The organism is Streptomyces diastatochromogenes (genome assembly GCF_002242805.1).
GTDB classification, from domain to species: domain Bacteria; phylum Actinomycetota; class Actinomycetes; order Streptomycetales; family Streptomycetaceae; genus Streptomyces; species Streptomyces diastatochromogenes.
Genome location: NZ_MCGQ01000009.1, coordinates 187,950 through 206,749, shown reverse-complemented (window position 1 = coordinate 206,749; position 18,800 = coordinate 187,950). Strand labels below are relative to the sequence as shown.

The window sequence follows — 18,800 nt, the reverse complement described above, 5'->3', positions numbered from 1 at the left end:
CAGGCGTCGGCCACGAGTCCGCCCTGGTGGCACGGATCGGCCGTAGTCGGGTCACGCCGCGGTGCCGGGCGCGTTGCCGGCCGGGCTGAGGGACTTGTCGGTGCGGCCGGTGCCGGCCAGTGGCGCTGCCGCGGCGGCCGCGGTTTCCCGGGCGAGGAAGGAGCCGAGCTCGCCGATCGTGCTCATGAGGGGGGCCGGGAAGACGACGGTGGTGTTCTGGTCGACACCGATCTCCACCAGGCTCTGGAGATTGCGCAGTTGAAGCGCCAGGGGGTGGGCCATCATGGTGTCCGAGGCGTCGCCGAGCGCGGCTGCTGCCAGCGACTCGCCCTCCGCGTTGATGATCTTCGCTCGCTTCTCCCGCTCGGCCTCGGCCTGGCGGGCCATGGCGCGCTTCATGGTGTCGGGCAGTTGGATGTCCTTCAGCTCGACCAGCGTGACCTGCACCCCCCAGTCGACGGTGGCGACGTCGAGGATCTGGCGGATGTCCAGGTTGATACGGTCCGTCTCCGACAGCGTCTCGTCGAGCGTGTGCCGGCCGACGACCTTCCGCAGGGTTGTCTGGGCGATCTGGTTGATCGCCGCGTTGACGTTCTCGACGGCGATGACCGACTTCACGGCGTCGACGACCCGGAAGTAGGCGACCGCCGACACGTCCACGCTCACGTTGTCCCGGGTGATGATGCCCTGGGACTGGATCGGCATGGTGACGACCCGCAGCGACACCCGGTGCAGGACGTCGACGAACGGGATGATGAACCGCAGCCCCGGGGAGCGTGTTCCGACGAGTCGGCCGAAGCGGAACAGCACTCCCTTCTCGTACTGCTTGACGACCCTCACGGAAAAGACGAGGGCCAGGACGGCCAGGAGGCCGATCACGACGATGAGAATGATCAGGGCCTGCATGTGCTGCTCCTCGGGACGAGGACCACGTGGGGCGGGGACCCGCCGGTCGAGATCCCTGCATGTGCCCGCGTCGGTTCGTGAGGCAGGGCCGAAACCCGTCGGTACGGGCCGCGCCGACGGTCGGTGCGCGGGGCCGGGGACATCGCCTCGTCACCCGTGGTGAGTGGCGCGGTCGCGGCGGCGGCGTGGTGGGAAGCGGCACGGGCCGCCGGGCAGGGCGCGACTGTACCGGTGCACGGCGATCCTTTCCGCGTGCTCGATGGTGAGCCGGTGGATCACGAACGCCGCCGCTGCGATGAGGATCAGGAAGGCGGCGGTCGTCAGGAGGGTGTTCATGGCGGCTGTCTCACATGCCGATGATCAGGCGACTGACCCGACCGGTCTGTGCCGGAACGGCCGCAGAGGAGGGGCCGCCCTCGTACTTCCCTGCCTCGTCCGGTTCGAGTGGCCGGTCGGCAGCGGAGACCGCGCGCCGGGTCTCGTCCGCGGCGATGAGAGCGCTTGCGGTCAGCGGCGGACCGTCGTGGTCGGACGCGGCCGCCATCAGGCGGGCCGCCGACTCCGCCCCGGTCTCGGGCGGGATGACCAGCAGATCCCAGCGGCCGGTGCCATAGGAGAGCAGCAGCAGCTTGTGCGGGTCGATCTCCGGGGTGAACCAGCCGACCTTGACGACATGACCGCCCACGGGGATCTCGTGCGGGATGACCGGCCAGTACTTCGGGTTGACGGCGATGCGGGTGATGTGGCCCCACAAGGGGTCCAGCACATCGGTCAGTGCGGGCAGTTCGCTCAACAGGTCCCGGGAGCGGGGCCACCAGGCACCGTCCAGGAGGCCGCGCGACGTGCCGTCGGTCTTCAGCGCGAGACGTGCGGCCGGGGCTGCGACGGGCTCGTGGTGTGGCAGGGGTTGGTGCAAGGTCGCCGACATGATGCGGACCCGTCTCCGGGCCGCCTGCGCGGCGACCCGGGTTTCATCTCTCACCGAGAACGACCCGGCGTGGAAGCCGGTGTGCGAAATGCCCTCGGTGTTCTCCACGGTACTCCGCACACGCCGGGGCGGTTCGTGTTCCGTTCAGCCCGTCGCTCCCCATCAGTCCGCCGGGCGTCGGCGAGGAGTATCCTGGTGATTACCGAGAGCATCTCGTACACCGGCTTCCACGCCGGGTCGTTCTCGGCGATTCATGACAACCGGGCCGGCCGTGACCGGCCCGGGGTTGGGTCCGCATCATGACCGCGACCATTCTGTTGACGCCCGCGGTCGAGGAGCGGACCCCTTCTTCGTTGCCGCCCCGACTCGTGCTGGCACCCGCCGACACCGCTCCGGCCCTGATCGACGGTGCCTGGTGGCCCCGCTCCCGCGACCTGAAGGCGGAGCTTCCGGCGCTCATCGAGGTGCTCGACCCGCTGTGGGGGCGGATCACCCGGGTAACGGTGAACCCCCGGTTCTGGCCGGTCATCCCGCGAAAGGTGCCCGTTCACGGGCACGTGGTGCACGTCGGCTGGTTCGATGCCGAGCAAGACCCGCACAAGCTGCTGCTGCTCTCCTACACCGTCGGCCGCTGGGACCTGCTGGTGATCCCACCGGAGACAGCGCCGTCCACCGCGGCTCGGCTCATGGCCACGGCCACCGACCCATCGCGGAGCCTCACGGCGACCGGCCTGATCCATGAGGCCGAACGCTTCCGGACCGCGGCAGAGGCAGCGGCCGACTCGGACTCGTTCCGGGAGGCGGTCTGGGACTCCGAAGGCGGACATGACGCCCGCCACCCGGCCTCACGTACTCCTGCTGAAGCGGTCATCTGCCACGTGCCGACCCGGGCAGTAGGAGTGTGAGGGGCGTGGACACCTTCGCGACGGTGAGCGTGCTCCTCGCTGTGATCGTCTTGGGCGTGATCGTGATTCAGCTGTTCACCGCGAGCCGCGGTGATCGCATGGCGACCCTGCCCTCCGGCCGTTCCCGGCGGTGGCGGCTTTGGCCGTGGCACCGTACGGAGAAGTGATCCCGTCCAAGGAGGATCGCGGATCCGGCTCCGCTGGTAGGGCGTTCGCGGGCAGGGGCGAGAGGGGAACGGTCTGCGTGCCGTCGGCGTTGATCCGTGGCCGGGGGAGAAAACACCACACCCGGTCCCTCGGACGCGCCGTGTTCGGCGGTCCGGGGGACCGGGTGCGGGCAGGCGGGGTGCTCAGGCCTTCTTGGTCTCCCAGAAGATCTTGTCGATCTGGGCGATGTAGTCCAGCGCCTTCTGGCCGGTGGCCGGGTCGGTGGACGCCTTGGCGGCCGAGAGGGCCTTCAGGGTGTCGTTCACCAGCTGGTGCAGCTCCGGGTACTTCTCGAAGTGCGGGGGCTTGAAGTAGTCGCTCCAGAGCACGGAGACGTGGTGCTTGGCCAGCTCCGCGCGCTGCTCCTTGATGACGGTGGCACGCGCCTGGAAGTGCGGGTCGTCGTTGGCGGCCATCTTGTCCTGGACGGCCTTCACGGACTCCGCCTCGATGCGGGCCTGGGCCGGGTCGTACACACCGCAGGGCAGGTCGCAGTGCGCGCTGACCTTGACCTTGGGGGCAAACAGGCGGGAAAGCATGGAGCATTCCTTCCTCGTGATCGTCTTCTCAGGTGCGACATTACTCCCTGAGGGACGGGTTTTCGTGAGGGCCCCCTAGGGCTTAGGACAAAAGTCCAGGGTCAGACTGGGACTGGTGGAGGAACGGACCGGGGAGGTGCCGGGGATGCCGGAGCTGTCGCAGGAGACCGAGCGGGGGAGGGCCGGGGCGCCCTTCGGGGTGGCCGAGGTGACGGGCCCGTCCATGGTCCCCACACTGCGTCACGGGGACCGGCTGCTGCTGCAGTACGGGGCCGGGATCAGGCCGGGGGACGTCGTGGTCCTGCGTCACCCCTTCCAGCAGGACCTGCTGGTCGTCAAGCGTGCCGTGGAGCGGCGCGAGGGCGGCTGGTGGGTGCTCGGGGACAATCCGTACGCGGGTGGAGACAGCACGGATTACGGGGTCGTGCCCGAGGAGCTGATTCTGGGGAAGGCGTGGTTCCGGTACCGGCCGCGCAAGAGCGGTCAGCGATCGCCGCTGGCGCTCGCCCGCTGGGTGTTCTCGGCCGCCAGGCCGCTGCTGCCCGACCGGTCGGCCTCCAGGCGCTTGCGGGCCCGGTAGGCGGCCACGTTGGCGCGGGTGGCGCAGCGGTCCGAGCAGTAGCGCCGGGAGCGGTTCGTGGACGTGTCGAGGTAGGCGTTGCGGCAGGGGGCGGCCTCGCACAGGCCGAGGCGGTCGACGCCGTACTCCGTGAGGTGGAAGGCCAGGCCCATCGCCGCGATCGCCGCGTAGCCCGCGGTGGCGTTGGACGGGTGGTCGGCCAGGTGCATGTGCCACAGCGGGCGGCCGTCCTCGTCCCGGTGGTCGTGCCCGGAGATCTGGGGGCTGACCGGGAACTCCAGGAGGAGTGAGTTCAGCAGGTCCACGGCCAGGGTCTCGTCGCCCTGGTCCGCCGCCTCGAACACCGCGCGCAGCCTGCCCCGTACCGAGCGGAAGCGCGTGACGTCGGCGTCGGTGGCACGGCGGGCCGCCGACGAGTTCCCGCCGAAGAGGTCGCGGATGGCCTCGACCGAGGTCAGCGAGTCCTTGCCCCGGACCGGTTCCTCGCTGTTGACGAGGCGTACGGCGTAATCCGAGTAATAGGCCAGTTCCACTTGTAGTCCTTACGGAGGCGCTCTATGGTCATGTCTGCGGTCGGGTAACAGCCGGTCGTGCTTCCAGGGTATTACGCATGCATGAGGGGACGGGGCATCCATGACCACCAGTACCGGAACCGACTGGGCCGCCTGGCAGGAGAGCTGGGACCGGCAGCAGGAGTGGTACATGCCGGACCGCGAGGAGCGGTTCCGGATCATGCTCGACATGGTCGAGGCGCTCGTCGGCAACGCCCCGCGCGTGCTCGACCTCGCCTGCGGCACCGGGAGCATCACCGCCCGGCTGCTGGCGCGGTTCCCCGAGGCCACCAGCACCGGGGTCGACCTCGACCCGGCCCTGCTCGCCATCGCGCGGGGCACCTTCGAGGGCGACGACCGCGTCTCCTTCGTCACCGCCGACCTCAAGGACCCCGACTGGCCGACGGCACTGCCGTACGACTCCTACGACGCGGTCCTGACCGCCACGGCCCTGCACTGGCTGCACAGCGAACCCCTCGCGGCCCTCTACGGTCAGGTCGCGGGGCTGGTCCGCGACGGCGGCGTCTTCATGAACGCGGACCACATGATCGACGAGAGCACGCCCCGGATCAACGCGGCGGAGCGTGCCCAGCGGCACGCCCGCATGGATCAGGCCAAGCAGGGCGGCGCCCTGGACTGGGCCGAGTGGTGGCAGGTGGCCGCGCAGGACCCGGTCCTCGCCGAGCCCACCGCCCGCCGCTTCGAGATCTACGGCGAGCATGCCGACGGGGACATGCCGTCCGCGGCGTGGCACGCGCGCGTGCTGCGCGAGAAGGGCTTCGCCGAGGCCCGGCCGGTGTGGTGCTCGCCGTCGGACACGTTGCTCCTCGCGGTCAAGTAGGCGCACTCCAGCAGGCGCACTCATGGAGAAGGGCGGTACGGGGAGCCCGTACCGCCCTTCTCGCAGTGGTGTGTCAGAGCACCTTGGACAGGAACGACTGCGTCCGCTCGTGCTGAGGGTTCGTCAGGACGTCACGGGGATGGCCGGATTCGACCACCACGCCGCCGTCCATGAACACCAGGCTGTCGCCCACCTCGCGGGCGAAGCCCATCTCGTGGGTGACGACGACCATCGTCATGCCCGACTCGGCGAGGTCGCGCATGACGTCCAGGACGTCACCGACCAGCTCCGGGTCGAGGGCCGAGGTCGGCTCGTCGAACAGCATCAGCTTCGGGTCCATGGCGAGGGCCCGGGCGATGGCGACGCGCTGCTGCTGGCCGCCGGAGAGCTGCGAGGGGTAGTTCCCGGCCTTGTCGGCCAGGCCCACGCGCTCCAGGAGCTGCATGGCGCGCTCCCTGGCCTGGGCCTTGCCGGCGCCCTTGACCTGGACCGGCGCCTCGATGACGTTCTCCACGGCCGTCATGTGCGGGAACAGGTTGAAGCGCTGGAAGACCATGCCGATGTCCCGGCGCTTGAGCGCGACCTCGCTGTCCTTCAGCTCGTACAGCTTGTCGCCCTTCTGGCGGTAGCCGACCAGCTCGCCGTCCACGTACAGACGGCCCGCGTTGACCTTCTCGAGGTGGTTGATGCACCGCAGGAAGGTCGACTTGCCGGAGCCGGAGGGGCCGATGAGGCAGAACACCTCGCCCGGCTTCACCTCCAGGTCGATGCCCTTGAGGACCTCGACGGGACCGAAGGACTTGTGCACGCCCTCGGACTTGACCATCGGGACGGACGAGTGCTGCGGGGCGGAGTCCGTCTTGCTCAGCTTGTCGGTCATGCTGCCGTGACCTTCCTGCTCGAGAAGGTCGTCAGGTGCGCCCTGACCTTCTGCCACGGGGTGGGCGGCAGGCTGCGGCTGGAACCGCGGGCGTAGTACCGCTCGATGTAGTACTGACCGACGCTGAGGATCGACGTCATGATCAGGTACCAGGCCGCGGCCAGGAAGTACATCTCCACCGGGGCGCCGGAGTTCTGGCCGATGTCCTGGGCGTAACGGAACAGCTCCGGATACTGGACGGCCGCCACGAGCGAGGTCGTCTTCAGCATGTTGATGACTTCGTTGCCGGTCGGCGGCACGATCACCCGCATCGCCTGCGGGATGACGATCCGGCGCAGCGTCTTGCCGTGGCTCATGCCCAGCGCGTGGGCCGCCTCGGTCTGGCCCTCGTCCACCGCGAGCAGACCGGCGCGGCAGATCTCGGCCATGTACGCGGCCTCGTTCAGGCCGAGTCCGAGCAGCGCCGTCAGCAGCGGCGTCATGAAGTCCGACCAGTAGTTCTTGTAGATCGGACCGAGGTTGATGTACTCGAAGACCAGGCCCAGGTTGAACCACAGGAACAGCTGGACCAGGACCGGGGTGCCGCGGAAGAACCAGATGTAGAACCACGCGATCGACGAGGTCACCGGGTTCTTCGACAGGCGCATCACGGCGAGGCCGATGCCGCCGAGGATGCCGATCAGCATCGACAGGACCGTCAGCAGGAGGGTCTTGTAGACACCGGTCAGGATCCGGTCGTCGAAGAAGTAGTCCGGAACCGCGTGCCAGTTGATCTTGCCCTGGCCGAACGCGTAGATGATCGCGACGAGGAGCGCGATCGCGATGACGGCGGTGACGTACCGCCCGTAGTGCCGGACCGGGATGGCCTTGATGGCCTCCGCGCCGGCCGGGGGCGTGTCCGCCGGGTCCGCCGTCTTCTCGATGTCAGTCACGGGTGTTGCCTCTCAGTGGCCGCTCGGGTGCCGCGGGTCACTTGCCGCCGTTGATCGCGGACTCCTTGACGGCGCCGTCCTGGGCGCCCCACTTCTCGAGGATCTTCTCGTACTCGCCGCTCTTGATGACCGCGTTCAGCGCGGCCTGGAGCGCGTCCCGCAGCTGGGTGTCGCTCTTGGCGACGGCGATGCCGTACGGGGCTGCCTCGACCTGGTCGCCGACGATCTCGAAGTCCTTGCCGCCGCCCGAGGTCTTCACCGCGTACGCGGCGACCGGGAAGTCGGAGGAGGCCGCGTCCACGCCGCCCGAGCGCAGGCGGGTCTGGGACTGCTGGTCGTCGTCGAACGCCTCGATGGTGAGCTTCTTGCCGCTCGGACACTTCTTGGCCTCCTGCTTGGCCAGGTCCTCCGAGACGGTGCCGCGCTCGACGGCGATCTTCTTGCCGCACAGGTCCGCCCAGGACGTGATGCCCTTGGTGTCGCCCTTGCGCGTGTAGATCGAGACACCGGCGGTCAGGTAGTCGACGAAGTCGACGCCCTCGCCGACCTTCTTGCCGGTGTCCGGGTCGACACCCTCCTGACGGTTCTTGTTGTCCGTCATGGCCGACATCGCGATGTCGTAGCGGCCGGAGCGCAGGCCGGTGAGCAGGGCGTCGAAGGTGCCGTTCTCGAACGTGAGCTTCACGCCGAGCTGCTTGCCCATGGCCGCCGCGAGGTCGGGGTCGAGGCCGACGACGTTGCCGGAGGAGTCCTTGAACTCCACCGGGGCGTAGGCGATGTCCGAACCGACCTTGATCTCACCCTTGTCGCGGATCTCCTTGGGGAGCTTGTCGGCCAGCGGGGCGTTGCTGGTGGACGCGCTGCCGGAGCCGTTGTCCTTGCCCTTGGTCTGGTCACCGCAGCCCGTGAGCAGCAGGGCGCCTGCGACCGCGATCGCACCGACCGCGGTGAGCCGGGAGTACGCGGCGGTCGTACGACGGGTGGAGCTTGCGGTCATCGTGGTTCCTCCGGCGGATGGGAAGAGGTGCCGATGGGTCGACGGAAACACACACCATCGGGTGTCGCGACCTCGTGGGTTTACGGCATCTTGCCATTCGGACTACGCCATTCAGGGGCGTGACTATGTCAAAATCGCATAACGGGTGACCCCCGAACCGTGTCAGGTCCCGTCAGGACGGGACTTCAGGGCCGCAGATCTGCGGAAATCCATCACTCCGGCCGGAAAATCTTCGGGCCATCTCACGATGTGGTCCATCGTTGCGCGGTGTCCGGCCAGGTCCGGGTTACCCCCGAGTCACATCCGTGTCGTGCTCGTGTCAGCCGCGTGTCATGCACGTGTGGCGTTCTGGTCCGGAGATGTGACCTTGCACCTAATGGACTCGTCGTGAGCGCCGTCCGTCCGGTAAGAAGGTTCTTTACACCCCTCATCCGGGGCTCAGGGCGCGTGTGCGGCGCGCCCGTCGCGTCTGTGCTCGTACGTATCAGCAATCGGGCCTTACGCGGTGCCCGCCCACCCCTCACCAGGAGTGGTCGACCCTCAAACCATGCATACCTAAGGGGTAAAACAAAGTGGCAGCGGAGATCGTCAATCCTCGCAGCGACAGCAGTACGGATCAGGAAGGGGCCGAGCCCCTCGATTCCTTCGATCCGGCGTTCGCGCTGCACCGTGGCGGCAAGATGGCCGTGCAGGCCACCGTGCCGGTCCGCGACAAGGACGACCTTTCCCTCGCGTACACGCCCGGCGTCGCGCGCGTGTGCACCGCGATCGCGGAGCAGCCTGACCTGGTCAACGACTACACCTGGAAGTCCTCCGTGGTGGCTGTCGTGACCGACGGCACGGCCGTGCTCGGACTCGGGGACATCGGTCCCCAGGCCTCCCTCCCCGTGATGGAGGGCAAGGCGATCCTGTTCAAGCAGTTCGGTGGCGTCGACGCGGTGCCGATCGCGCTCGACTGCACGGGCGTGGACGAGATCGTGGAGACCGTGGTCCGGCTCGCTCCCTCCTTCGGCGGAGTGAACCTGGAGGACATCTCGGCACCCCGGTGCTTCGAGATCGAGAAGCAGCTCCAGGAGCGGCTCGACATCCCGGTCTTCCACGACGACCAGCACGGCACGGCCGTCGTGACCCTCGCGGCGCTGCGGAACGCGGCGCGGCTGAGCGGGCGCGAGATCGGGCAGCTGCGGGCCGTCATCTCGGGTGCCGGCGCGGCCGGTGTCGCCATCGCCAAGATGCTGGTCGAGGCCGGCATCGGGGACGTGGCGGTGGCGGACCGCAAGGGCGTCGTGTCGGCGGACCGGGAGGACCTCACCTCGGTCAAGCGGGAGCTCGCGGGCTTCACCAACAAGGCCGGCATCACCGGTTCGCTGGAGGACGCCCTCGCGGGCGCCGACGTCTTCATCGGCGTCTCCGGCGGTACGGTCCCGGAGGAGGCCGTGGCCTCCATGGCGGAGGGTGCCTTCGTGTTCGCGATGGCCAACCCGAACCCGGAGGTGCACCCCGACGTGGCGCACAAGTACGCGGCGGTCGTCGCGACCGGGCGCTCGGACTTCCCGAACCAGATCAACAACGTGCTGGCCTTCCCCGGGATCTTCGCGGGCGCGCTGCAGGTGCGGGCCACTCGGATCACCGAGGGCATGAAGATCGCCGCCGCGGAGGCGCTGGCCGCTGTGGTCGGGGACGATCTTGCCGCCGACTACGTGATTCCGTCGCCGTTCGATGAGCGGGTTGCTCCCGCGGTGACCGCGGCGGTGGCCGCCGCTGCTCGTGCCGAGGGCGTTGCCCGTCGGTGACGTTGCGCTGAATGGCCCCGTCCGTTTGGGCGGGGCCATTCTTTTGCCCACCGGCCCGCCCGATCGGGTGTTGACCAGGGCGCCCTCTGCCCTGGGGGCTGCGCCCCCAGACCCCCGGTCGGCCTTGCGGCCTCGTCCTCAAGCGCCGGACGGGCTGGTGGGGTGGGCGCGTCGTCACGCAAGAGGGTATGTGTCACAGCGCGGTGTAGTTCCGTCGGCTGCACAGCACACTTATCGTCGAGCCATGTTCGCTGCCTACGCCGCCCGAATCGACCGCGACCAGCCGCTCTCCGGCCTTGAGTTGGGGGAGCGCCCCGCCCCCGAGGCCCGGTCCGGCTGGAGCACGATCACTGTGCGGGCCGCCTCCCTCAACCATCACGACCTCTGGTCCCTGCGGGGCGTCGGGCTTCCGGAGGACCGGCTGCCGATGATCCTCGGCTGCGACGCCGCCGGGATCGACGAGGACGGCAACGAGGTCGTCCTGCACTCCGTCATCGGCCAGACCGGCCACGGCGTCGGCCCCAAGGAGCCGCGCTCCATCCTCACCGAGCGCTACCAGGGCACCTTCGCCGAGCAGGTCGCCGTGCCGACCTGGAACGTTCTGCCCAAGCCGAAGGAGCTGTCCTTCGCGGAAGCCGCCTGCCTGCCGACGGCCTGGCTGACGGCGTACCGGATGCTGTTCACCAACGCCGGGGTACGACCCGGCGACTCGGTCCTCGTGCAGGGCGCGGGCGGCGGTGTCGCCACGGCCGCGATCGTGCTGGGCAAGGCGGCCGGCCTGCGGGTCTTCGCCACCAGCCGGGACGAGGCGAAGCGGAAGCGGGCCTTGGAACTGGGGGCGGTCGAGGCGGTGGAGCCGGGGGCCCGGCTGCCGCAGCGGGTGGACGCCGTCATCGAGACCGTCGGCGCCGCCACCTGGTCCCACTCCGTGAAGTCCCTGCGGCCCGGCGGCACGATCGTCATCTCCGGTGCCACCAGCGGCGACCGTCCCTCGCACGCCGAGCTGACCCGGATCTTCTTCCTGGAGCTGAAGGTCGTCGGCTCCACCATGGGCACCAAGGAGGAGCTGGAGGACCTGCTCTCCTTCTGCGCCGCGACCGGCGTACGACCCGTCATCGACGAGGTGCTGCCCCTGGACCGGGCCCGTGAGGGCTTCGAACGGCTGGAATCCGGCGACCAGTTCGGAAAGATCGTCCTGACGAACGGCTGAGGCTGCTCCGTCCGGCAGCGTGTCCCGGGTCTCCGGGGCACGCTGCCGGGGTGGCCGGTCCTCGGTGGGTCAGACCTTCGGGCCGCGCAGCAGCGCTCCGATGCGGGCCGCCGCCGTCGACAGGTGGTGGCGGGCGTCGCGGAGCTGGTCGGCGGTGACGCCGTGGTCGCGGGCCGCGTCGCGGATGTCGTCGCGGAAGCGGTCGAGAAGGCGGTCCAGGTCCCGGGTGGGGTCGCCGGTGCCGTCCTCGTGGGCCCAGGACGGCTCGTACTCGGCCGGGAAGTCCTCCGGGGCGGCGGAGATGTCCGGTCCCGGCGCGGGGGCCGACTTGCGCGCGCCCTGGCCCGGCTCCCCGGCGGTGCGGCCGAAGCCCCAGTCCTTGCCGAACTCCTTCCCGTAGTCCTTCCCGAACTCGCCGAACTCCTTGGCCAGTTCGGTCAGACCCTCCCGGACGCCGGTCGGCCAGTCGCCGCGCGTGAAGTGGTCCTGCACGCGATCCTGGACGTGGCGGGCGATGCGCTGCATCTCCTCCTGGGCCTGGGCCCGCGCCCGCGCCTGGGCCTCCTGGGCCTGGTGGCGGGCCCGCTGGGCCTCCTCGCGGGCCCGGCGGCTCTCGTCCTTGGCGCGGCGGGCCTGTTCCTTCCACTCCTGCTTGACCCGGCGCATCTCCTCCTTGGCGGCCCGCCAGGCCTCCTTGTCGGTGAGGTCGCCGTACTCCGCGAAGGGGCCCGCCTCGCCGCCGCCCGCCTTGGTGCCCCGGCGAGCTTCGGAGGCGGCCGCGCGCATCTCGCGCCGCAGGTCGCCCGCCGCACCGCGCACGTCCGCCCTTATCTCGGCGGCGAGTTCCGCGACGGACTCGCGGATCTCCAGCTCCAGGTCGGCCAGTTCGCCACTGCGGTCGGCCAGCTCGGCGCGGCCGGCGTCCGTGATGGCGTACACCTTGCGGCCGCCCTCGGTGGTGTGCGTGACCAGGCCCTCGGCCTCCAGCTTGGCCAGGCGGGGGTAGACCGTGCCCGCCGAGGGCGCGTACAGGCCCTGGAAGCGTTCTTCGAGGAGCCTGATCACTTCGTAGCCGTGGCGCGGGGCCTCGTCGAGCAGCTTGAGCAGGTAGAGGCGGAGGCGGCCGTGGGCGAAGACGGGGGGCATGTCAGAGCACCTTCTTTTCGGTCGTGCCGTCGGCCGGGGCGTCGGGGGCGGTGGCGTCCTGGCCGGAGACGGAATTGTCCCCCGAGGCGGTCTTGGGTTCGGTCGCCGGGTCGGTGGGCGGCTTGGTCTCCCTCGGGGTGTCGTGCTCGTCCTCCCCCGGCGGGCGGCGCAGCAGGGCGATGGAGCCGGAGACCGTGGTGGCGCGGAGCTTGCCGTTGCCCGCGCCGAGGCGGCCGGTGATCTTGTGGGCGCCCCACTGGCCGTGCACCCGCAGGCCGTCGAAGGCGTTGGAGATCGTGCCGCTCGCGGTGTTCGCCTCCACGTCCGCGTCCGCCGGGTGCGGCAGGCGGATGGCGATCTCGCCGGAGACGCTGGTCAGCCGGACGTCGGTGGGGCCGTCCGGGTCCAGGTCGATGATCATCGAGCCGCTGACGGAGTCGGCGCGGACGGAGGGGCCCGAGCCCTCGACCACGGTCAGGTCGCCCGAGATCGAGTTGAACCGCAGGTCTCCCGTGACGGCCTGGGCCTCCAGGTTCCCCGACACGGTGTCGGCGCGGACCGTGCCGGAGAGGCCCACGAGAGTCGTGTCGCCGTTGACGCCCTTGATCACCGAGGGGCCGCTGAGGCCGGAGACGACCGCGCCGGCGCCGACCACACCGACCTCCACGCGCGTGTCGGCGGGGACCGCGAGGGAGACGACGGCGCTGCGCCGCCAGCCCTTGCGGTCGAGCCACTTGAGGAAGCCCTTCCAGGGCAGGTCCTCGTAGGCCACCGTGAGGGTGCCGCCCTCCTGGGTGACGGTCAGGGGTGGACCCTCGATGGCCGAGACCTCCAGGCGGGCGGAACCTTCGTCCGTGCCCACGACGTTCACCGTTCCGTTGACGATGCGCACGTGCAGGTCGCTCACCTGGGTGTCGAAGGTGAGCTTCTGCGGCTCGGCGACGGACCACTCGGACATGGGGAGCCTCCTCGGCGGGACACGGTCGCGCTGCCGCGACACGCCATATCGCGTCTTCTGTTAAACACGATATATCGCGGTCGGGGAAAGTCAAGACACCCTTTCGTGCGACCCATCCCCGTCCACATCGGGCGATTGACGGACAAATTGCCTAGCGTGTTGCCATGTCGACGGACCCGTTCCCTCGCGGCTCCCGGGCCGCCTCCGCACCCGGCGCCCTGCTGCTGTGCCGCGCGGATCCGGAGTCCGTCGCCCCCCTCGCGCCGCTGCTGGGCGAACGGATGGTGCTCACGCGCGCGGGGGAGCGGTGGAGCGTGCTCGTGCCCGAGGGCGGGCCGTGGGAGGCGGCGGCCGGGGGTGGTGAGCCGGTCGACGGGGTGGTCGCGGGCTGGGCCGTCGCGCTCGCCGTCGGCTCGGCCTGGCCCGTGCTCGCGCTGTGGTGGGACGCCGACCGTGCCGGGTTCACCCTCGCCGCCGGTTTTCGCCGGCCCGTCGGCTATGTGTGGCTCGCCAACGGCACGCCCGTGGGGGAGGACGAGGCCATGCGCACCTTCGCGGCGCGGCTCGGGCTGGATCCCGTCCTCGACATGCAGTCCCTGGAGCGGCTGACGGCGGCGGACTCCGAGGCGGATGCGCGGGCTCGGCTGCGGGGGCTGATCGCGGTGCTCACGCGCGCGGGGGTGGAGTTGCCGGACGGGCTGACACCGGGGGTGTCCGCCGAACGGCTGTCGTCTGCCGTGGCCGGGGTTCCGGATGGGGTGCGGTCGGTCGAGGGGGCGGGGTGGCGGGAGGCGGTGCGGGCGGAGTTCGAGCCGGGGGAGGGCGGGCGGCTCGGGGCGTGGCTGCCGGGGTCGGGGGATCCGCGGGCTCGGCGGCTGGGCCTGGCGCAGGTCGTGACGGGCGTGCCGGCCATGGCGTGGGGGGTGTGGCGGCGCCGTGGGGGGTGGGTGGCGGCGGGGATGCTGCTCCTGGCGCATGGGGCGCTGGGGCTGGCGTACGAAGGGGTGCGCGGGCGTGGGTGGGGCATGCGCGGGGGTACGGCTTGATGCTGGGCGGGGGTTGTTCGGTGCGCGGTGTTGGTGCGTGCTGCTCGACTGGGCTTGCGTGGCCCCCGGTACTGCGGCCGGCCGGGGGTGGGTCTCGCTCGCCCGCGCTTGCGGGGTGCCGCTGCGCCCACCCGTGCCGCCCCAAGCGGCACGACTGCCCGCAGCTAGGCAGGCCCGGCGGTGCGGCTGATCGCAGCTAGGCAGGCCTGGCGGCGCGACTGCCCGCAGCTATGCAGATGTGCACGCACGCGACGCGTTCCCCGTTGCATAGGCTGTCCCTGGACGACGTACACGCAGGAAAGGCAGCCCATGTACTTCACCGACCGCGGGATCGAGGAGTTGGAGAAGCGGCGCGGCGAGGAAGAGGTCACGTTCGAGTGGCTTGCCGAGCAGCTGCGCACGTTCGTGGATCTGAATCCGGACTTCGAGGTGCCCGTCGAGCGACTCGCGACCTGGCTCGCCCGGCTCGATGACGAGGACGACGAGTAGACGACGGGTAGCAGGGGTCACTCCCGTCACGGTAGGGGCGATCATCGGCCTTATCGTTCGATGACCCTCCCCCTCCGCTTTTTCCGGAGTTAGCCTTCTCCTCCCATTCAGCGAACGGGGGCGTCATGGGTGGAGGAGTCGAACGTATACGGCTCGACGACGGAACCGTCGTCTGGGCCAGGATCGGCGCGGCCGACGAGGCGGCGCTGGACGAGGGCGGGTACTGGGACACCGGGCTCGGGGACCGGGTCATCGACATGGCGGGCGGGCTCGCCGGCACGGTCGGGGGCGTCGTGCGCTCCCTGCGCGCCGGTCTGGACACACCCGCCCCGGTCGAGGTGTCCGTCAGCTTCGGAATCGAACTGACGGCGCAGTCCGGCAAGATCGTGAGCGCCATCGCGGAGGGCGGCGGCAAGTCCTCCCTGACGGTGTCCCTGACCTGGACCGAACCGGCCACGACGGCGGACGGCACGGATCCCGGGGCGCCCGCCGGCGCCGTCGTACCGCCCAGGTCCCCGGCCTCCGGCGCCGTATGAGCGCCTTCGACGAGTTGGTGCGCCCCTCGCTCGTACGCATCGGCGCACCGGGTGACGGGTATGCAACGGACCGTGACCTGTACTGGGGGTCGGGGTTCTTCATCGCCCCGGGCTGGCTGTTGACCTGCGCCCACGTCGTGGGGAAGGGGGGAGCCGCGGTGTGCCGAGGGGAGAGCGCCATGCGCGTGACCTGGCAGGAGCGCACCGCCGCCGGCGCCTGGGTGGAGCGGACGGGCACCGGGACGGCCGTGCTCCTCGCGCCGACACCCGAGACCTCGCAGTCGTTCCGCGACCCCTGGCCGTTTCCTGACCTCGCGCTCGTCAACGTCGCCGGCGCGGACGACGTGCGCTGCCTCTGGCTGAGCGACCGGGAGCCCGGCGCCCGCGCCCCGATCGAGCTGTACGGCTGGTCCGTGCAGACCGGCGAGCTGGGCATCCGGCACGGCACCGGCGAGCTGGCGGGCTCCGACGCGCGGGCGCTGCTGCTCGGCGGCAGCCTGCCGATCGGCGGGCTGTCCGGCGGGCCCGTCCTGGACCGGCGGCACGGGTCCGTCATCGGCGTGATCAAGGGGCGCCGCCGCGAGGAGGGGGTCGCCGTCCCTGTCACCGCGCTGCACGAGCTGCTGGACCTGCGCGGGGGCCCCGCCGTCCTGCACGAGGTCCTGCGCGCACACGACCTGCACCACCTCCGCCTCCTCGACGACCCGTCGCCGTACGCCGACTGGACCACGCTCCAGGCCACCCTGCCCGCTCTCGCGCCCCCGGCCTCCGGGATCACCGCCGACCTCCGCGCCCGGCTCTACGGCCATCTCGCCGAGCTGCCGCCGCCCGCCGGAGCGGGCGAGATCGTCCACCTCGTGGAGGAGGTCAAGGAGCAGGTGCGCGGCGAGCGGCTGCGCTCGCTGGTGCTGCAGAACGTGCGCACCTGGCGTGAGGGCGCCGGGCTGCTGCACGGGCTGCGCACGCTGGAACCCGGCGGCGGCGGAACGCTGGTCGACCTGGACGCCGTCCTGCTGTACGCGGCCAAGGTGGTCCGCAAGGTCGTACGGGAGCGGCCCGACGAGGTGGATCCCGCGCGGCTGGGCGCGTTCGCCCGCTGGCTCGGCGGGCAGGCCGACGGCCACCGGAACTGGGCGGTGGGCGAGGCCGTCCGGGGGCTGCTGGAGGGGGTCGGCGTCCAGGAGGGCGACGACGGCCGCCCCGCCGCGCCCGAGGCCCCGCCCGTCGTCGTACGGCCGCCCGCCACCCGGACCGACGTCCTCGTCAAGGTGGGCCCGCCCATGTACGACGGCCGCTACCCGTGGAGCGTGCAGCTGATCTACGACGGCCTGGACGTCACCCCGGTCGGCGCCGACGACCGGGGTGTCCGCGTCGAGGAGCTGGCCGCGGTGCTGCGCGAGCCGCTGGCCCAGGCGCTCAGCCAGGGCGACCACGGCGAGCATCTGGCCGCGCTGGAGGTCTTCCTGCCCCGCAAGCTGTTCGATCTGCCGGTGGACGAGTGGCAGTTGCTGCCGGGTTCCGAGGCCATGGAGACGGATGAGGACGACGGGGAGGACGAGGCCGACGACGACGGGGACTTCTTCGACGAGCGGTCCATGCCGCTCGGGATGCGCCGGACCGTCGTCATCCGGGACGCGCGGCGCAACAACCGTCCGCCCACCCCGGAGTGGCGCAGACGCTGGCGCGGCGCGGTCCAGGGGCCGCTCGCGCACGAGTCGCTGCACGGCCGGGCCCCGGCCGACGGCCACCCCGTCGGGGCCCGCTCCGCGGGCAAGTACCCGTACTACGGCGCCCTGTCGTCGATGGACGACCCGTGCGTTCCGGTCTACTGCGGCCCCGTCGGCAGCGGAGAGGGGCAGACGGCGATGAGGGACGCGCTGATGGCCGGCCACTCGGTGGTGCTCTGGCGCCGGGACCGGCACGACCACGACGAGTGCAAGGACTTCCACCGGCAGGCCGCCCATGTGCTGGGCATGGCCCGGCACGCCGAAGGCCTGCACGGCCCGGTGCGTGACCTGCGCATCCGCCTGTACGACCCGGAATCGGCCCGGGCTCAGGGCCTGCGCGGGAAGCTGGCCGTCCTCTTCGACCCGCCGGACCGGCCACCGTACGGCACCGAGACGATGCGGCCGCCGCCGCTGGCCGCCCCCGGCGGCTGACCCGTCCGGCGTCCGCGCCGGACACCCCGTCAAGCCGCTTGACTCGCAAGGCTGTTCGGCGGGCCGGAAGTGTACGCCGGACACCCCGAACCTCGGCAGACACGGTCGCCTGACGGTAGCCTCGTACGTCGAACGGCCGGGCCCGCTGCATGATCACCAAAGCCGGGAGGAGCCCAAGGTGAACGACTGGCGGATCTACCGCGGAGTGGGTCAGCCGCACGACGGCATGCTGCGGTTGCCGGCACCGCCGCCCTGGCGCGACTTCGCGGCCTCCCGGGAGGGCGTGGAGGCCGGCCCGGAGGACCCGAGCAGCGCCCGGCGGCTCGGCGTCCGCCGCCGCCTGGTCGAGAACTACGCGCCCCGGCCCGCCGAGGTGGACGCGGTCAACGCGGCCCTGTATCTGCGCCGGCCCCTGCTGGTGACCGGCAACCCGGGCACGGGCAAGTCGACCCTGGCGTACGCGATCGCCCATGAACTCGGCCTCGGCAGGGTGCTGCGCTGGCCCATAGTCAGCCGCACCACCCTCCAGGACGGCCTGTACCGGTACGACGCGATAGGCCGCCTCCAGGACGTCCAGCTGGAGCGGGCCCGCGGCGCCGAGGGGGCCGCGGCCGCCCCCGGCATCGGGTCGTACATCCGGCTCGGCCCGCTCGGCACCGCGCTGCTGCCCGCCGAGCGGCCCCGTGTGCTGCTCATCGACGAACTCGACAAGAGCGACCTCGACCTGCCCAACGACCTGCTCAACACCTTGGAGGAGGGCGAGTTCTCGATCCCCGAGCTGGAGCGGCTCGCCGACCGCGAACCCGACGTCGAGGTGCTCACCCACGACGGCGACCGGGTCGCCGTGCACGGCGGACGGATCGCCTGCACCGCCTTCCCGGTGATCGTCCTGACCTCCAACGGCGAACGGGACTTCCCCGCCCCGCTGCTACGGCGCTGCATCCAGCTGGAGCTGGACCCGCCCGGCGAGGAGCAGCTCACCGCCATGGTCGAGGCACACCTCGGCGCGGACGGTGTCGACTCCGGCGCGGATCTCGTCCGCCGGTTCCTGGAGCGCGAGCCGGGCGAGGTGCTCGCCGCCGACCAGCTCCTCAACGCCCTGTTCCTCACCCGGCACGACCCGCGCGCGCAGAGCCTCACCCGGGAGCGGATCGCCGAGATGCTCATGCAGCCGCTCGACCGTACGAGGTGAGGGGC

General features: G+C 71.0%; 21 protein-coding genes. 11 read left to right on the top strand and 10 right to left on the bottom strand.

Annotated features, from left to right (window positions below):
• Positions 1-51 precede the first annotated feature (51 nt).
• The 3 genes from BEK98_RS10555 to BEK98_RS10545 all read right to left on the bottom strand — a co-directional run bounded on the left by BEK98_RS10555 (position 52) and on the right by BEK98_RS10545 (position 1,942).
• Complete coding sequence (locus BEK98_RS10555) at positions 52-906, bottom strand: slipin family protein (protein WP_094216168.1); 855 nt, start codon at positions 904-906, stop codon at positions 52-54.
• Positions 907-1,056: 150 nt separating this feature from the next.
• On the bottom strand, positions 1,057-1,242 hold the full coding sequence (locus tag BEK98_RS10550; protein ID WP_094216167.1) for a hypothetical protein: 186 nt from the start codon (positions 1,240-1,242) through the stop codon (positions 1,057-1,059).
• Positions 1,243-1,252: 10 nt separating this feature from the next.
• Positions 1,253-1,942, bottom strand: a complete 690-nt coding sequence (locus tag BEK98_RS10545) for a DUF5994 family protein (RefSeq protein ID WP_094216166.1) — start codon at positions 1,940-1,942, stop codon at positions 1,253-1,255.
• Positions 1,943-2,133: 191 nt separating this feature from the next.
• Here BEK98_RS10545 and BEK98_RS10540 point away from each other — a divergent pair, with 191 nt between their 5' ends.
• Both BEK98_RS10540 and BEK98_RS48925 read left to right on the top strand, forming a co-directional pair.
• Positions 2,134-2,739, top strand: coding sequence for a DUF5994 family protein (locus BEK98_RS10540; protein WP_094216165.1), 606 nt, complete (start codon positions 2,134-2,136; stop codon positions 2,737-2,739).
• Between the two features lie 5 nt (positions 2,740-2,744).
• On the top strand, positions 2,745-2,906 hold the full coding sequence (locus BEK98_RS48925) for a hypothetical protein (protein ID WP_167444126.1): 162 nt from the start codon (positions 2,745-2,747) through the stop codon (positions 2,904-2,906).
• 183 nt (positions 2,907-3,089) lie between these two features.
• Here BEK98_RS48925 and sodN read toward each other — a convergent pair whose 3' ends face one another.
• A complete protein-coding gene (gene sodN, locus BEK98_RS10535; RefSeq protein WP_019075224.1) occupies positions 3,090-3,485 on the bottom strand; it encodes a superoxide dismutase, Ni in 396 nt (131 codons plus the stop codon).
• A 145-nt stretch (positions 3,486-3,630) separates the two neighbouring features.
• Between sodN and sodX the strand changes: the two genes are divergently transcribed.
• Complete coding sequence (gene sodX, locus BEK98_RS10530; RefSeq protein WP_094216250.1) at positions 3,631-4,065, top strand: nickel-type superoxide dismutase maturation protease; 435 nt, start codon at positions 3,631-3,633, stop codon at positions 4,063-4,065.
• On the opposite strand, the gene BEK98_RS10525 is transcribed toward sodX, so the two are convergent.
• Positions 3,969-4,598 carry a CGNR zinc finger domain-containing protein gene (locus tag BEK98_RS10525; protein ID WP_094216164.1) on the bottom strand — a complete coding sequence of 210 codons (630 nt, stop codon included), beginning with the start codon at positions 4,596-4,598 and terminating at the stop codon, positions 3,969-3,971. The genes sodX and BEK98_RS10525 overlap by 97 nt on opposite strands.
• Before the next feature lie 100 nt (positions 4,599-4,698).
• On the opposite strand from BEK98_RS10525, the gene BEK98_RS10520 reads away from it, so the two are divergent.
• A complete protein-coding gene (locus BEK98_RS10520; RefSeq protein ID WP_094216163.1) occupies positions 4,699-5,457 on the top strand; it encodes a class I SAM-dependent methyltransferase in 759 nt (252 codons plus the stop codon).
• A 73-nt stretch (positions 5,458-5,530) separates the two neighbouring features.
• Here BEK98_RS10520 and BEK98_RS10515 read toward each other — a convergent pair whose 3' ends face one another.
• The 3 genes from BEK98_RS10515 to BEK98_RS10505 are packed head-to-tail and all read right to left on the bottom strand — an operon-like array spanning position 5,531 to position 8,266.
• A complete protein-coding gene (locus tag BEK98_RS10515; RefSeq protein ID WP_094216249.1) occupies positions 5,531-6,283 on the bottom strand; it encodes an amino acid ABC transporter ATP-binding protein in 753 nt (250 codons plus the stop codon).
• 50 nt (positions 6,284-6,333) lie between these two features.
• Positions 6,334-7,269 carry an amino acid ABC transporter permease gene (locus BEK98_RS10510; RefSeq protein WP_094216162.1) on the bottom strand — a complete coding sequence of 312 codons (936 nt, stop codon included), beginning with the start codon at positions 7,267-7,269 and terminating at the stop codon, positions 6,334-6,336.
• A gap of 37 nt (positions 7,270-7,306) precedes the next feature.
• Positions 7,307-8,266 carry an ABC transporter substrate-binding protein gene (locus BEK98_RS10505; protein ID WP_094216161.1) on the bottom strand — a complete coding sequence of 320 codons (960 nt, stop codon included), beginning with the start codon at positions 8,264-8,266 and terminating at the stop codon, positions 7,307-7,309.
• A gap of 572 nt (positions 8,267-8,838) precedes the next feature.
• Here BEK98_RS10505 and BEK98_RS10500 point away from each other — a divergent pair.
• Both BEK98_RS10500 and BEK98_RS10495 read left to right on the top strand, forming a co-directional pair.
• Entirely contained in the window at positions 8,839-10,059 is a 1,221-nt protein-coding gene (locus tag BEK98_RS10500) for an NAD(P)-dependent malic enzyme (protein ID WP_094216160.1), read from the top strand.
• A gap of 244 nt (positions 10,060-10,303) precedes the next feature.
• A complete protein-coding gene (locus BEK98_RS10495; RefSeq protein ID WP_094216159.1) occupies positions 10,304-11,269 on the top strand; it encodes a zinc-binding dehydrogenase in 966 nt (321 codons plus the stop codon).
• Positions 11,270-11,338: 69 nt separating this feature from the next.
• On the opposite strand, the gene BEK98_RS10490 is transcribed toward BEK98_RS10495, so the two are convergent.
• Positions 11,339-12,415: a PadR family transcriptional regulator gene (locus BEK98_RS10490; protein WP_094216158.1), complete on the bottom strand. Its 1,077-nt coding sequence runs from the start codon at positions 12,413-12,415 to the stop codon at positions 11,339-11,341.
• A gap of 1 nt (position 12,416) precedes the next feature.
• The gene (locus tag BEK98_RS10485; protein WP_094216157.1) at positions 12,417-13,373 is read right to left on the bottom strand and encodes a DUF4097 family beta strand repeat-containing protein; all 957 of its coding nucleotides are present in this window, start codon (positions 13,371-13,373) and stop codon (positions 12,417-12,419) included.
• A 164-nt stretch (positions 13,374-13,537) separates the two neighbouring features.
• Here BEK98_RS10485 and BEK98_RS10480 point away from each other — a divergent pair, with 164 nt between their 5' ends.
• From BEK98_RS10480 to BEK98_RS10460, 5 genes are all read left to right on the top strand, one after another.
• Positions 13,538-14,419, top strand: a complete 882-nt coding sequence (locus tag BEK98_RS10480; protein ID WP_094216156.1) for a hypothetical protein — start codon at positions 13,538-13,540, stop codon at positions 14,417-14,419.
• A gap of 309 nt (positions 14,420-14,728) precedes the next feature.
• On the top strand, positions 14,729-14,908 hold the full coding sequence (locus BEK98_RS10475) for a DUF6104 family protein (protein WP_003992906.1): 180 nt from the start codon (positions 14,729-14,731) through the stop codon (positions 14,906-14,908).
• A gap of 125 nt (positions 14,909-15,033) precedes the next feature.
• Positions 15,034-15,444 carry a CU044_2847 family protein gene (locus BEK98_RS10470; protein ID WP_244201824.1) on the top strand — a complete coding sequence of 137 codons (411 nt, stop codon included), beginning with the start codon at positions 15,034-15,036 and terminating at the stop codon, positions 15,442-15,444.
• Positions 15,441-17,603 (top strand): VMAP-C domain-containing protein, encoded by a 2,163-nt coding sequence (locus BEK98_RS10465; protein WP_094216155.1) that lies wholly within the window; start codon positions 15,441-15,443, stop codon positions 17,601-17,603. The genes BEK98_RS10470 and BEK98_RS10465 overlap by 4 nt, the downstream gene beginning before the upstream one ends.
• Positions 17,604-17,781: 178 nt before the next feature.
• On the top strand, positions 17,782-18,795 hold the full coding sequence (locus tag BEK98_RS10460; RefSeq protein ID WP_094216154.1) for an AAA family ATPase: 1,014 nt from the start codon (positions 17,782-17,784) through the stop codon (positions 18,793-18,795).
• Positions 18,796-18,800: the final 5 nt, after the last annotated feature.